This is a genomic window from Promicromonospora sukumoe, assembly GCF_014137995.1.
GTDB lineage: Bacteria > Actinomycetota > Actinomycetes > Actinomycetales > Cellulomonadaceae > Promicromonospora > Promicromonospora sukumoe.
Genome location: NZ_JACGWV010000001.1, coordinates 1,049,158 through 1,063,341 on the forward strand (window position 1 = coordinate 1,049,158; position 14,184 = coordinate 1,063,341).

13 protein-coding genes are annotated in these 14,184 nt (G+C 73.9%); 9 read left to right on the plus strand and 4 right to left on the minus strand.

The features are described from left to right. The first annotated feature begins 48 nt into the window (after nt 1-48). From FHX71_RS04605 to FHX71_RS04635, 7 genes are all read left to right on the plus strand, one after another. Nucleotides 49-684, plus strand: a complete 636-nt coding sequence (locus FHX71_RS04605; protein WP_220489492.1) for a hypothetical protein — start codon at nt 49-51, stop codon at nt 682-684. Between the two features lie 90 nt (nt 685-774). Further along, nucleotides 775-1,848: a WxL protein peptidoglycan domain-containing protein gene (locus FHX71_RS04610; protein WP_182614627.1), complete on the plus strand. Its 1,074-nt coding sequence runs from the start codon at nt 775-777 to the stop codon at nt 1,846-1,848. 49 nt (nt 1,849-1,897) lie between these two features. After that, nucleotides 1,898-2,926 carry a LacI family DNA-binding transcriptional regulator gene (locus FHX71_RS04615; RefSeq protein ID WP_182614628.1) on the plus strand — a complete coding sequence of 343 codons (1,029 nt, stop codon included), beginning with the start codon at nt 1,898-1,900 and terminating at the stop codon, nt 2,924-2,926. Nucleotides 2,927-3,045: 119 nt separating this feature from the next. Then, nucleotides 3,046-4,500 (plus strand): ABC transporter substrate-binding protein, encoded by a 1,455-nt coding sequence (locus FHX71_RS04620; protein WP_182614629.1) that lies wholly within the window; start codon nt 3,046-3,048, stop codon nt 4,498-4,500. Continuing rightward, nucleotides 4,497-5,450, plus strand: a complete 954-nt coding sequence (locus tag FHX71_RS04625; protein WP_182614630.1) for a carbohydrate ABC transporter permease — start codon at nt 4,497-4,499, stop codon at nt 5,448-5,450. Before FHX71_RS04620 ends, FHX71_RS04625 begins: the two co-directional genes overlap by 4 nt. Then, on the plus strand, nt 5,447-6,313 hold the full coding sequence (locus FHX71_RS04630; RefSeq protein ID WP_312876924.1) for a carbohydrate ABC transporter permease: 867 nt from the start codon (nt 5,447-5,449) through the stop codon (nt 6,311-6,313). The genes FHX71_RS04625 and FHX71_RS04630 overlap by 4 nt, the downstream gene beginning before the upstream one ends. A gap of 75 nt (nt 6,314-6,388) precedes the next feature. After that, nucleotides 6,389-7,825, plus strand: a complete 1,437-nt coding sequence (locus tag FHX71_RS04635; RefSeq protein ID WP_182614631.1) for a sulfatase-like hydrolase/transferase — start codon at nt 6,389-6,391, stop codon at nt 7,823-7,825. 21 nt (nt 7,826-7,846) lie between these two features. Here the strand turns inward: FHX71_RS04635 and FHX71_RS04640 are convergent, their stop codons facing one another. Continuing rightward, complete coding sequence (locus tag FHX71_RS04640) at nt 7,847-8,149, minus strand: helix-turn-helix domain-containing protein (RefSeq protein ID WP_182614632.1); 303 nt, start codon at nt 8,147-8,149, stop codon at nt 7,847-7,849. A gap of 67 nt (nt 8,150-8,216) precedes the next feature. On the opposite strand from FHX71_RS04640, the gene map reads away from it, so the two are divergent. Continuing rightward, the gene (gene map / locus FHX71_RS04645; protein WP_182614633.1) at nt 8,217-9,002 is read left to right on the plus strand and encodes a type I methionyl aminopeptidase; all 786 of its coding nucleotides are present in this window, start codon (nt 8,217-8,219) and stop codon (nt 9,000-9,002) included. Here map and FHX71_RS04650 read toward each other — a convergent pair. Beyond that, nucleotides 8,986-10,065, minus strand: a complete 1,080-nt coding sequence (locus tag FHX71_RS04650; RefSeq protein ID WP_220489493.1) for an acetylxylan esterase — start codon at nt 10,063-10,065, stop codon at nt 8,986-8,988. The genes map and FHX71_RS04650 overlap by 17 nt on opposite strands. An 83-nt stretch (nt 10,066-10,148) precedes the next feature. Here FHX71_RS04650 and FHX71_RS04655 point away from each other — a divergent pair, with 83 nt between their 5' ends. Next, the gene (locus FHX71_RS04655) at nt 10,149-10,940 is read left to right on the plus strand and encodes a DeoR/GlpR family DNA-binding transcription regulator (RefSeq protein WP_182614635.1); all 792 of its coding nucleotides are present in this window, start codon (nt 10,149-10,151) and stop codon (nt 10,938-10,940) included. A gap of 8 nt (nt 10,941-10,948) precedes the next feature. Here FHX71_RS04655 and FHX71_RS04660 read toward each other — a convergent pair whose 3' ends face one another. Beyond that, a complete protein-coding gene (locus FHX71_RS04660; protein ID WP_182614636.1) occupies nt 10,949-11,866 on the minus strand; it encodes a LacI family DNA-binding transcriptional regulator in 918 nt (305 codons plus the stop codon). After that, on the minus strand, nt 11,866-14,151 hold the full coding sequence (locus tag FHX71_RS04665) for an FAD-dependent oxidoreductase (RefSeq protein ID WP_182614637.1): 2,286 nt from the start codon (nt 14,149-14,151) through the stop codon (nt 11,866-11,868). Before FHX71_RS04665 ends, FHX71_RS04660 begins: the two co-directional genes overlap by 1 nt. Nucleotides 14,152-14,184: the final 33 nt, after the last annotated feature.

Consider the following 14,184-nt stretch of genomic DNA (forward strand, 5'->3'; position numbering starts at 1 on the left):
ACCCGACCAGCAGCTGACCGAGAACCACCACGAAAGAGAAGAGACGACATGAACAACCACCGCACCACCCAGCGGATCGCGGCGGCCGCCGCGGGCCTGGCCGTCGCCACGGTCGGGGCGCTCGCGGTCACGGCGACCACGGCCACGGCCGCCGACGGCGACGAGGCCGGCGTCGACCTGTCCGTGTCCATCGAGGACAACACCCCGGGCGCGCTGACGCTGTCGGTCGCCCCGAACGACGGCGTCGCCCTCGTCGAGGACGGCTCCGACGCCGAGGCCCGGCAGTTCGTGGGCACCCTGCCCACGGTCACCGTGGCCGACACCCGCGACGCCGACGAGATCCCCGAGGGCTCGTACTGGGCCGTCGTCGGGCAGGCGAGCGAGTTCACGGCCGACGGGCGCGACCCGATCGGGCCCGAGTACCTGGGCTGGGCGCCGCGCCTGCTGACCCCGTCGCCGTCGGGCGACGTGGCCGCGGGCGAGCCCGTCTCCAGCGTGCTCCCCGACGGGTCGGGGGGCGCCGCCGTCGGCCTGGAGGGGCAGGAGCTGCTCCTGTCCACGTGGGCCGCGGGCTCCGAGGCCGGGCCGTGGGACGTGAACGCGGACCTCACGCTGCGCACCCCCGCGGACGTGGCCCCGGGCGACTACTCGTCGGTGCTGACCCTGTCCCTGTTCGAAGGCTGACCCCACTCCCCGGCACGTGTCAGACGCTCAGGTCCCTCGGGTGACCTGAGCGTCTGACACGTCCGTGAGACATCGCAGAAAGGTCTCCGCATGCGCATCTCTTCCGTGGTCAGGGCGGTCGTCGGCCTCGCCGTCCTGACGTCGGCTGCACTGTGGCCGGTCCCCGCCGCGGTGGCGGCCCCCGCCGTTGTGGCGGCACCGGTCGCGGTGGCGGCCTTCGCCGCGGACGACGGCGGCCGGGTCACCTGGTCCGTCGCCCCCGCCGACGCCGACGGGCCGGACGGGCGCCGCGTGCTCGACCTGGAGCTCGCGCCCGGCGAGCGGGCCACCGAGCACGTGGCCGTGAGCAACCACTCGGCCGAGGAGGTCACGTTCGCGCTGTCGGCCAACGACGGCTACCTCACCGAGCGGGGTAGCTTCGACATGCGGCCGTCCGCGGTCGAGCCCGTCGACGGCGGCGCGTGGGTCACCGTGCCCGACGAGGTCGTCGTGGGCCCGGGGGAGACCGAGGTGGTGCCCGTCGAGGTGGTGGCCCCGGCCGACGCCGTTCCCGGCGACCACCCGGCCGGCGTCGCGGCGTCGGTGCGCTCGGACGGAGAGATGCAGGTCGAGTCGCGGGTCGGGGTCCGCGTGAACCTGCGCGTCCCGGGCGAGGTGGTCGCCGCGCTGGACGCCGACCTGCTCGGGGTGTCGTTCACGCAGGGGTCCGGGCTGTTCGAGCCCGGCGCGCTCGTGGTGCGGTACGCCGTGGTCAACGACGGGACGGTCGCGCTGCGCACCGCGTCGCGGGTCGCCGCGGACAGCGCCCTGGGCGGGCCGGACGCGTCGGCGCCGTCGGGCGAGGCGCTGGAGGTGCTGCCCGGCGGACGGCGTGAGGTCTCCGTCGAGGTGCCCGGCGTCTGGCCGCTCGGGCCGTTCGGCGTCGAGGCCGTCGTCGGCGCCACCGTGGCCGACGGCGGACCGGACGTCGCCCCGCCCGGCGACGTCACCCTCACCGACACGGCCTGGGCGCTGCCGCTGCTGCACCTGCTGGTCCTGCTCGCCCTGGTGCTCGTCGGGTGGGCGGTGCGCCGGGCCCTGCGCGCGCGGCGGACGCGGCTGGACCGGCTCATCGAGCGGTCCCGCGCGGAGGGTCGGGCGGAGGTGCTGGCGTCGCGGGGCTGACGGGCCCGCACCGTCGTCGGCGGACGGCCCCGCATGTGATCATGGGGCCATGACGTCCCTGGTCCGCGGCCGGCCCGCGACGGTGAAGGACGTCGCACGCCATGCCGGGGTCTCGGCGAGCACCGTGTCGAACGTGCTCCACGGCCGGTCCAGCGTGGCCGACGAGATCCGCGCCCGGGTCGAGGCCGCCATCGCCGACGTCGGGTACGTCCCGTCGGCCGCCGGCCGCCTGCTGCGCAGCGGCACGTCCGAGGTGATCCAGCTCGCCCTGCCGGACATCCGCTCGCCGTACTACTCGGCTCTGGCGCACACGGTGATCCAGCGGGCGCGCGACCTCGGGATGACGGTGGTCATCGAGGAGACCGACGGCGCCGTCGAGCAGGAGCAGCGCGTGGCGAGCAGCCACCCGCACCGGGGTGTCGGCGGCACGCTCATCTGCCCGATGTCGCTCACCAGCGACGACCTGGCCGAGCTGCGCCCCGAGCTGCCCACCGTGCTGCTCGGCGAGCACACGCAGGGCGACGCGTTCGACCAGGTTTTCATCGACAGCCGGGCCGCCGCGCGGGACGTCGCGGCGCACCTCGTGGGGAGGGGCCGGCGGCGGTTCGCGTTCGTCGGCACCGAGCGCGGCGAGGGGACCGGCCCCGGGGCGCTGCGGCTCGCGGGCGTGCGCGACGTGCTGCGTGCCGAGGGGCTCGACCTGCCCGACGCGGCGGTGCTCGGCACGCCCGACTTCGGCCGCGAGACCGGCATCTCCGTCGGCGAGGGTCTCCCGGTGGGGGAGGACGGGTTCGACGCCGTGGTCTGCGCCACCGACGAGCTCGCGGTGGGCGTGCTGCACGCGCTCGCGCGCCGCGGGGTCGACGTGCCGCGCGACGTCGCGGTCACCGGCTGGGACGACGCGCCCGAGAGCCGGTTCGTGACGCCGTCGCTCACGACCGTGGCGCACGACCTCGACGACCTGGCCGCCGCGGCGCTCGGCTTCGTCACCGCGCGCCGGGCCGACCCCGCCCGCCGGCCGGGCCGGCACGTCTCGCCGCACCGGCTCGTGGTGCGCGACTCGACGCGCGCCGTCTGACGTCGTACCACCCCGCTGACTCGGCACCTCGCCATTGACACCGCCGGGCCCCGCCCCCTACGTTCGAACGCGGCCGTGTAACGTTGCACGGCACAGATGCAACGTTGCACGGAGGATGGATGAGGAACCTCGACCGCCGCACCTTCCTGGCCCTCGGTGGTGCCGCCGGGCTGGCCGGCGCCCTGGGGCTCGCGGGCTGCGGGCGCTCCGGCCCCGCGCCGGACGTCGCCGGCACGATCACCTGGTGGGACCAGTTCCAGCCGCTGGAGGCCCTGCAGCGCGAGACCTTCGACGCCGTGGCGGGCCGGCTCGGCGTCACGGTCGACTACACGGTCTACGACCCGGCGGGTCTGGGCCAGGCCCTGCAGCTCGCGCAGCAGAGCGGCCGGGTGCCCGACGTGTTCACCAACGGGTACGGCGTGCCCGAGCTGGTCCTGGTCGAGAACGGCTGGGTGGCGCCGATCGAGCTCAGCCCCGACGCGCGCGCCCGGTTCCCCGAGGGCGCGCTGGTCGAGGGGCTGCACACGTTCGGCGGCGAGCTGTACTCGTTCCCGCTGTTCACCCCCTACCAGCACGCCACGCTGACCTGGTTCGACCAGCGCGCCGTCGAGCAGGCCGGGGGCGACCCGGAGAACGGCCCGCGCACCTGGGACGAGTTCCGGACCCTCGCCGGCGCGCTCACGTCCGCGGGCACGTCCTCAGGCTGGATCGAGGGGCTCGCGCTGCTCGACCGGCTGCGCCAGCACGTGATCGACCTCGCGACCGGTGCGGGCGCGGTGCTCAGCTTCGCGGGCAACGGCGCCGACGCGCCCCGCGTGGCCGACGCGCGCACGGGGGAGTACCCGTTCGACTCCGCCGAGTTCCTCGACGTCTTCGAGTTCCTCGGCTCCCTGGTGCGCGACGGCGTCATGTTCCCGTCCTCGACGTCGCTCGACGTGCGCACGGCGCGCGCCCGCTGGGTGGGCGGCTCGGCCGGCCTGTTCTTCGACGGGCCCTGGAACGTCGGCGTCCTCGCGGGCCAGTTCCCCGACGCGCTCGCCACGCTCGGCCTGTCGGCCATGCCCACCCCCGACGGCGTCGCCCGGGCGATGAACGGCCCGGTCGGCGGTTCGTTCTGGCTGTCGCGGACGTCGTCCGACGCCACGGCCGTGAGCGAGATCCTCTCGGCGATGGCCTCCGCGGAGTACGCGCGGGGACTGGCCGCCGCGATGGACCAGCCCCCGGCCGACGTCGCCGCCGTCGCCGAGGCCGACGTCCCGGACGCCTACCGGCAGGCCGTCTCCCTCATGCGGGACAGCGTGCGGCTCGGGCCCAGCCCCGTCGCCAAGAACCCCGCCGTCGGCGCGGTGCTGTCCGAGATGAAGCAGATCCGCCCCAACCTCGGGGAGATCGCGCAGGGCTACCTCGGCGGCAACGTCGACGACGTCGGCGCCGAGCTCACGCGCTACCGCAGCCGCCTGGCCACCGAGCGCGACCGGGCCATCGAGGTGGTCCGCTCGCGCGGCCAGGAGGTCTCGCTCGACGACTGGATCTTCGACGACGCCGACCAGACCACCGGGAGCCCCCGCCCATGACCCTCGTCAGCACCGCGCCCGCCCGCCGGGCCGCCACCACCCGTCCGCCCGAGCAGGCACGTTCCCGCCGACACGGCCCGTGGATCTGGCTGTTCCTGCTGCCCACCATCGTGCTCTTCGGCGCGTACACCGTGTGGCCCGCGCTCGCCAGCATCTGGTACTCGTTCCTGAGCTGGTCGGGCTACGGTCCCGAGCGGCCCTTCGCCGGGTGGGCCAACTACCAGCTCGCGTTCTCCGACCCGCTGTTCTGGAAGTCGATCGGCGTCACGCTGCTGATCATCGTGGTCACGGTGCCGCTGCGCGTGCTGCTCGCCCTCGTGCTCGCGATCTTCCTCAACGACCCCCGGCTGCCGTTCGCCCGTGTGCTGCGCACCGCGTTCTTCGTCCCCGTCGTGGCGACCACGGCCATCATCGGCATCGTCATGAACTTCGTGCTCGACCCCGCCGGCGGGCCCGTCAACCACGTGCTCGGCAACCTGGGGATCGGCCCGGTCGACTTCCTCGGCGACTCCTCGGCCGCGCTCTGGACCGTGATGGGCGTCCACTTCTGGAAGTGGCTCGGCCTGACGCTGATGTACTGGCTGGCCGCCCTGCAGACCATCCCGAACGACGTGCAGGAGGCGGCCCGCGTCGACGGCGCCACCGCCCGCCAGCGCTTCACGCACATCACCCTGCCGATGCTCGCGCCGTTCGTCGCCATCATCACCATGCTCACCATCGTCGAGACCATGCAGATCTTCGACCTGGTGCAGACCATGACTGGCGGCGGGCCGTTCTTCTCCACCCTCGTCACCGAGGTCTACATCTACCAGCAGGCCTTCGAGACGGCGAAGCCCGAGTACGGGTACGCCTCCGCCGTCGGCGTCCTGCTCGGTGTCCTCACCCTCGTCGTGGTCGGTGCCGCGGCGATCGTCTCGCGGCTCATCGGCCGGAAGGGAGCGGTCCAGTGACCGGCACCACCATGACCCGGAACCAGCCGCTGCGCGGCCGCCGCCGCACGGCCGGCTGGGTCCAGTTCGCCGTCCTCGCCGTGCTCGCCCTGGCCTGGGTCTACCCGCTGCTGTGGATCTTCGCGGCGTCCCTCAAGGACGACGCGTCCATCTTCACCGACGGCCTCGGCCTCATCCCGCAGCAGTGGAACTGGCAGAACTACGCCGAGGCCTGGCAGACCGCCGGGTTCGCCCGCTACACGCTGAACTCGCTGGTCGTCACGACCGGCTCCGTCGTCGTGGTCGTGCTGCGCTGCGCCACCGCCGGCTACGTGCTGGGCCGGTACGGCTTCCGCGGACGCCGCGTGGTGCTCGGCGTGCTGCTCGCCGCGAGCTTCATCCCCACCGGCCTTGCCATCATCCCGATCGTGCAGCTCAGCACCGAGCTGGGCATCCTCGACAGCACCATCGGGCTGATCCTCGCCCTGTCAGCGGGCGGCAACGTCGCCGGGGTGCTCCTGTACACGGGGTTCTTCGCGCAGATCCCCGACGAGCTCGAACAGGCCGCCCACGTCGACGGCGCCGGGTTCCTGCGCACCTTCTTCTCCGTCATGCTGCCGCTGTCCGGGCCCATCACCGCCACCGTCGCCGTCGTCACCTTCATCGGGACCTGGAGCAACTTCTTCGTCCCGCTGGTGTTCACGTTCAGCGACCCCGACAAGCGCACGCTCGCCGTCGGGATGCTCGCCTTCCAGGGCACCAACTCGACCGACTGGACCGGCCTCGCGGCCGGCGCGACCATGTCGCTCGTCCCGGTCCTGCTCGTGTTCGTGCTGCTCCAGCGCTACTTCGTCGAGGGCATCGCGGGCGCGGTCAAGAGCTGATCCCGCCGAACGCGCCCGCCCTCGAACGCACCCCCGAACGCCCCGCACCCGGACACCCAGGAGGAGAAGCACCACATGACCCGGCCCAACATCCTGCTCATCTGCACCGACCAGCAGCGCTGGGACGCGCTCGCCGCCGCCGGCAACAGCGCCGTCCAGACCCCGAACCTCGACCGGCTGGCCGCCCAGGGCGTGCGGTTCGACCGCTGCATCGTGCAGTCACCCGTGTGCGCGCCGTCGCGCGCCAGCCTCATGACCAGCCGCTATCCCCGCAACCACGGGCTCTGGGCCAACGGCGTGGACATCGCGGGTACCGAGCAGCTCTTCACCGCGGCGCTCGCGGCCGACGGCTACGACTGCGGCCTGGTGGGCAAGTTCCACCTCGGCTCGGCCTGGGGCGGGCGCACCGAGCCGCGGCTCGACGACGGCTTCCGGGTCTTCCGCTGGTCGCACGACCCGTACGTGCGCAGCCCCGAGAACAGCTACCACACCTGGCTCGAGGAGCGGTTCCCGGGCCTGCTGGACGAGACCCTGGCCCAGGGCGGCGACGCGATCGACCGGCTGCCCACCGAGGCGCACTACAGCCACTGGGTCGGCGAGGAGGCGATCGAGTACCTGACCACCGGCCGCGACAGGGCCAAGCCGTTCTGCTTCGTCGTGAACTTCTTCGACCCGCACCACGGCTTCGGCGCTCCGCCGGAGTACCGGGAGCGCTACGACCCCGAGGCGCTGCCCCGCCCGGTCGGAGGTCCGGACGACCTCGACGACAAGCCCGCGATCTACCGCGAGGCCTCCGCCCGGTCGTACGCGGGCAGCCTGCCGGGCTTCGAGGACTACACGGCCGACGAGATCCAGGGGATCGTCGCCGACTACTACGCCATGGTCTCGCTGGTGGACGACGAGGTGGGGCGCATCCTGTCCGCGCTGGAGGACGAGGGACTGGCCGACGACACGCTCGTGGTCTTCACCAGCGACCACGGCGAGCTGCTCGGCGACCACCGGATGCTCCTCAAGGGCCCCATGATGTTCGAGAGCTCGGTGCGCGTGCCGCTGATCGTGCGCTGGCCCGGGGAGCTGCCCGAGGGCGCGGTCCGCGACGACCTGGTGCAGTGGATCGACCTGGCGCCCACGCTGCTGGAGGCCGCCGGCGTCGAGGCCCTGCCGCGGGCCCAGGGCACCAGCCTGCTCGGGCTAGCGCGGTCCGGGCAGTGGGACGACGCGCGGGGCTGGGCGCTGGCCGAGTACCGCAACAGCTGCATCCCTTACGAGGTGCCCGTGCACACCACGATGCTGCGCACCGACGACTGGAAGGTCGTGGTGCACCACGGCGCGCCGAGCACGGCCCGGGAGCGGACCGGCGAGCTGTACGACCTGGTCGACGACCCGCAGGAGCTCACGAACCTCTGGGACGACGAGCGGTTCCGGGACCGCCGCCTGGGCCTGCAGGAGCAGCTGCTGGACGTGCTGGTCGCGACCGAGGACCGCAGCCGGCCCCGGCTCGCCGGCTTCTAGCCGGTGCCGGCTTCCGGCCGGTCAGGACGCCAGCCACTCGCGCGCGTTGCGGCCCGCGCGGGTGGTCACCCCGTCGTCGTCGGGCCGGCTGATCTCCGCCCACACCTCGTCCAGCGAGAGGCCGAGCACGCCGGCGATCGCCGCGATGGTCGAGAACGCGGGGGTGGCCACCCGGCCCGACTCGATCTTGCGGAGGGTCTCGGGCGAGACGCGGGCGTCGAGCGCGGTCTCCAGCATCGAGCGGTCTCCCCGGGCGCGACGCAGGAGCGCGCCGAGGCGCTGTCCGCGCTCGACGTCGGCGGGGGTGAGCGGCAACCTGACCATGACGCCAATACTAATACCGGGATAACATGGCCGGGATAGTTATTGGTAGGCATGCGAAGGGCACCCCATGATCGAGATCCTCAACCCCACCGAGCTGGCCCGTGCCAGGGAGTCCGGCGCCCTCGTCGGCGGCATCCTGCGGGCGCTCAAGGAGCGCAGCACGGTCGGCACCAACCTCCTGGACATCGACCGGTGGACCCGGGACATGATCGACGCGGCCGGGGCGAAGTCCTGCTACGTCGACTACGCGCCGTCGTTCGGCAACGGGCCGTTCGGTCACTACATCTGCACGGCCGTGAACGACGCCGTGCTGCACGGGATGCCGCACGACTACCGGCTGGCCGACGGCGACCTGCTCACCCTCGATCTCGCGGTGTCCCTGGACGGGATCGCGACCGACTCCGCGATCAGCTTCGTCGTGGGCGGCGCGTCGCTCCCGGCGGACGTGGCGGCCGAGAGCCGCGCGCTCATCGAGGTGACCGAGCGAGCGCTGGCCGCGGGCGTCGCCGCGGCCGGGCCGGGGGCGCGGATCGGCGACCTGTCGCACGCCATCGGCACCGTGCTGGGCGGCGCCGGGTACCCGATCAACGTCGAGTTCGGCGGGCACGGCATCGGCTCGACCATGCACCAGGACCCGCACATCACGAACACGGGCCGTCCCGGCCGCGGCTACCGGCTGCGCCCCGGGCTGCTGCTCGCGCTGGAGCCGTGGGTCATGGTGGACACCGACGTGCTCGTCACCGACGCCGACGGCTGGACCCTGCGCAGCGCGACCGGCTGCCGCACGGCGCACAGCGAGCACACCATCGCCATCACGGACGACGGCGCTGAGATCCTCACCCTGCCGCGGTAGGCGCGGGCGCGGCTGCCCGGCGGACCGCTGCCGCGACGTGCGCGCGCGTCGCGGCGAACGCCGTGGCCAGCTCGCGCGCCATCCCCGGGTACTCGGCGTGGCCGGCGGAGTGCACCGCGAGCTCCAGGTGCGCGCTCGTGCCCCCGGCCTCGGCCCGCCGCACACCGGAGGCGACCGCGAACTGGCCCGGCGGCGGCACGTGCACGTCCCAGAGGGCGCACTCGACCCGGGTCGGCACCCGCAGGTAGGTGGCCGCGACGGACGCGTCGTGGAACGCGAGCACCTCGCGTGCCTCCGGGTGGCCGGCCACGTGGTGGCGCACCGCCTCGCCGCTGCCGGTGCACGGCATGCGCAGCCGCAGGTCGTGCTGGCCGAACGTGGGCACCTCGAACGTGGCCCCGACGAACCGGTCGTCCCACGGCACGGCCAGCGCGCCGATGCCGCCGCCGAAGCTCGTGCCGACGAAGTACAGCGGCAGGTCCCCGAGGGCGGGGTCGCGCCGCCCCAGCACGTCGAGCAGGGCGGACGCCGCGTGCCACAGGTCCACGGCGCTCCGGCCCACCGTGTACGTCTCCACGGACCCGATGCCGTGCAGCACGTGCAGGGCGCTGGTGTCCGGGGCACCGACGCCGGTGTTCAGCGCGCCGAGGCCGCGGGCGACGGGAAAGATGACGGCGGCGTCGCGGGGCACCCGCTCGAAGCCCGGGGCGTCCCGCCCGCCGTACCCGTGGCTGTGCACCACGCCCACCCGGGGCTCGACGCCGGCCGGCAGCGCGACCCAGGCGCGCAGCCGCAGGCCGCCGTCGGCCGTGAACGTCGCGACGGACACGTCGTGCGCGCCGCGCCGCCCCACGGGTTCGAGCACCACCTCGGGCGCGACCTCCCGCGCCCGCGCGGACCACGACCGCCACAGCGCGGCGTACCCGTCCGGTTCGTCGGCCGGCTCGACGGCGAGCAGCGCGTCACGGCCGTACCCGTAGGTGCCGTCGATCGGGCTGCCCGGGAACCACCGGTCGTACGGGCTCGGGAGGGACGGGCTCGGGAGGGAGAGGGGCGCGGTCATGGCGAGCTCCTTTGGCGGGGCGCGGCTCGACGGCGCGACACGCTGCTCGTGGCACACTGAGCCGGTCGTCGAAAGGGGTAGGTGTGCTGGTCGCTGAGCGCAGGGCGCGGATCGTCGAGGAGGTCGCCCGCCGCGGCGCCGCGAGCATCGCCGAGCTCGCCGACGACCTTGGGGTGAGCGCGATGACGGTGCGCCGCGACATCGACGTGCTCGCGGACCACGGCAAGCTCGACAAGGTGCGCGGCGGCGCCACGGCGCGGCAGAGCGACACGACGCGGCAGGACCGCACGTTCGTGACGCGCATGCACCGCCAGGTCGCGGAGAAGCGCGCCATCGCGCAGCACGCCGCGGCCTGGGTGGAGCCCGGCATGGCGGTCGGCCTGTCCGGTGGGACGACGGCGTGGGTGCTGGCCCAGGAGCTGCGCGAGGTCCCGGAGCTCACCGTGGTGACCAATTCCCTGCCGGTCGCCGAGGTGTTCCGGCGCCCGGACCGCTCCGACGAGCCCTACACCCAGTCGGTCGTGCTGACCGGGGGCGTGCGGACGCCGTCGGACTCCCTGGTGGGGCCCGTCGCCGTGCGCTCGCTGGAGCACCTGCACCTGGACATCGCGTTCCTGGGCGCGCACGGCATCGACCTCCAGGCCGGCCTGACGACGCCGAACCTCCTGGAGGCCGAGACCGACCGCGCGCTGCTCGCGGCCGGCAGCCAGGCGGTCGTGCTCGCCGACCACTCCAAGTGGGGCGTCGTCGGGCTGACCACCGTCGTCGACCTGCGCGACGTCGCGCGGCTGGTCGTCGACGACGGGCTGGACGACGACGCGCGCACGGCGCTCGACGGCCAGGTCGGCGAGCTCCAGGTGGTCGCGGTCGGCTGAGCCCGGGCTCACCGGGCTGTGCTGGCCCGGGGCACCACGCGCGCCCCGACCACCACGTGCTCGACGGGCAGGTTGCCGCCGGGCGGCGTGGCGATCTGGCGTTCGAGCTCGCTCAGCGCGCGCTCGACCAGGGCCTCCTTGTCCGGGGAGACCGACGTCAGCGCGGGCGCCGTGAAGCGCGCCCCGCGCACGTCGTCGATGCCCACCACGGCCACGTCGTCCGGCACGGACCGCCCGGCCGCCTGGAGCGCGACGAGCGCGCCGAAGGCCACGGAGTCGTTCGCGCACACCAGCCCGTCGAACGCGATCCCGTGCCGCACCAGGTCCGCGACCGCGCGCAGGCCCTCGTCCGGGGTGAACGCGTCCACCTGGGCGACCAGCTCGGCCTCCGCCGCCAGCCCGAGGGCCGCGACGGCGTCGCGGTAACCCGTGAACCGCCGGTCCGCGGCGTCGGACGGACGCGCGTCCCGCGTGCCGACGTAGGCCACGCGCGCGCAGCCGACCTGGGCGAGGTGCTCGGTCGCGGCGTAGGACGCCGCCCGGTTGTCGATGGTCACGTGCGTGAACGGGCTGACCAGGATGTGCTCGCCCAGCAGCACGAGCGGCCCCGGCGTGGCGCGCCGGGTCAGGTCCGCGACCGACAGCGCGCGCGGGATGTGGATCAGACCGTCCGTCGGGGGCAGGCCCGTGCCGTTGGCGACGTTCACCTCGCGCTCGTGGTCGCCCGCGGTGAGCTGGATGAGCACCGAAAGGCCGCGCTGGTCCGCGCGGCGCACCAGCAGCGCCGTCAGCTCGGCGAAGTACGGCTCCTCCAGGTCGGGCACGGCGAGCGCCACGATGCCGGTGCGCTCTTTCCTGTGCACGACCGACAGCGTAGTGGTGCCGGCCCGGTGGCGCGGCGCCGGGACCCGGTTCTCGGTCGCCATCAGCGCTCCTGCACCCGGAAGGCGACCACGCGGGCCTGGGCGGCGCCGTTGGTGGCGGCGATGACGAGGCGCGCGGACCGCAGAGCGCCGACGTCGTCCGGCAGCGGGTGGACCCGGAGCCGCCGCCGGTTGTCCGTGACGGCCGCGACGGTGACCCAGTCCTCGCCGGCGCCGTCGGGCAGCACCTCGACGCGGTAATCCTTCACCAGGGTCGGCAGCACCTCGTCCGGGGTCCGGTGGTGGTGCAGCGTGTTCAGCTCGACGTCGAGGTCGTCGTCGAGCACGACCCGCACCTCGCCCGCCGTGACGGGCTCGTCCCAGTCGAGGCGGAGCCACTCCGCGCGCCCCGGGGACAGCGGGCCGGAGGCCCACAGGTTCGGCCCGCCGTGGTTGCGGTGGTAGCCCGACGTCGCCCGCTCGGGCGCCAGCGCGCGCGTCTCCGGCGCCGTTCGGAAGACGACGGAGCGGCCGCGCAGCGGCTTGGTGGGCCACTGCACCAGCAGCTCGTCGGTGCTGACCTGCACGTTCTGGTCGTCGCTGTCGACGCGGTGCACCAGGGTGAGCACGCCGGGCGGCAGCGGCGCCGTGGTGTGCACGGCGAGGTCGGGGTTGGCGCGCAGCACCACCACGGCGTTCTGCGGCGTGCCGGGCGCGAAGGCCACGTGCGCGGTGACCCAGCGCCGGTCGCCCGCGGGCACGGCCACCTCGGCCTTGCCCTCCAGCAGGGCGGGCACCACGTTCTGGAGTCTGCCCGTGGACCACACCTCGACGCTCAGGGTCGTGTCCCGCCGCGCGGAGACCAGCAGGTCCACGCTGTCCAGGCGCGGGTCCACGGGCAGCGCGATGCCGAGGTCGACGTCGAGGTCGTGCGCGTCGAGGTCGGCCTCGGGGTCGCCGGCCGGCCCGTCGTCCGGGACCCCGACGGTCGTCGTCGTGCTCGACGCCGTGACACGGGCGCGCCGGGCCAGGTCGCGCGGGTCGGTGTTCGCCACGCCGACGACGGGCGCGTCCCACGCCAGGAGCGTCTGCCGCAGCTCGTCGAGGTGGTCGGTGTAGATGCCGCGCGGGGTGGTGCCGTGCTCGACGCACAGCGCCGCCGCCGTCCCCACGGCTTGGCCCATCGCGCCGCAGGTCGCCATGACGCGCGCGGCGCCGAACGCGATGTGCGTGGCCGAGACGTCGCGGCCAGCGAAGAGCATGTTCTCGACGTTCACGGAGTACAGGGACCGATAGGGGATCTCGAAGACGCCGTCGGAGAAGCGCTGGAGCGCGCCCGCGCCCTGCGCGTACATGCCCTGCGCGGGGTGCAGGTCGATGGACCAGCCGCCGAACGCGACGCCGTCGTCGAACTGCGTCTGGTCCACGATGTCGCCCTGGTGCAGCGTGTAGTCGCCCACGAAGCGCCGGTACTCGCGCTTGCCGGGCACGTTGCCGATCCACTCCAGGGTGAGGTTGTCGGCGTCGAACTTCCCGGAGTTCTTGATGTGGTCCCAGATACCGAGGATGACGCCGCGCAGCTCGTCCCGGATGCGCTCGTTGTCGTCCACGGTGTCGAGCTCGCCGCCCCACTCGATCCACCAGTAGTGGGCCCCGGAGTCGCCGCTGCGGATGATGCGGTGCTCGGGGATGGGCGTCGTGGTGATGTCGATGGCGCTCTCCGGGGCCACGTACTTCACGGGGTGCCCCAGGTCCTTCGTGTAGAACAGGAGCGTCGAGCCGAGGAACTCGCGCACCGGCTCCGGCGGCGCCCACTCCTCGCCGAACTCCTCGTGGCTCTCCTTGCCCAGCCGGTACCGGGCGCCCGCGAGGTGCCCGACGAGCCCGTCGCCGGTGCAGTCCAGGAAGACCGGCGCCGTGAACGTCGTCAGGATCTCCGAGGCCATGGTCCAGCCAGTCACCGACTCGATGCCCCGGGCCTCGTCGGGCCCCGTGGCACGCACCTCGCGGACGTCGGTGTTCAGGAACAGCCGGATGTTCTCCTCGCGCCGCACCGTGTCCAGCACGACGTCGTCCCAGTAGACGGGGTTGCCCTCGGGGTTGCGGTACTGGTTCTCCACGTACATCTCGCCCACGACCCCGGTCTCCCGGGCCCAGCGCTGGTTGCCGTGCGCGGTCGCGCCGCACACCCACACCCGCACCTCGGACGACGAGTTGCCGCCGAGCACGGGCCGGTTGTTGATCAGCACGACCTGCCGGCCCATGCGGGCCGCCGAGACCGCGGCGCAGACGCCGGCGAGGCCCCCTCCGACGACGACGATGTCGGCTTCTACCGTCTGGGTGCGCATGTTCTCCTTGGTTCCTCTGTGCTGGTCGCGGGT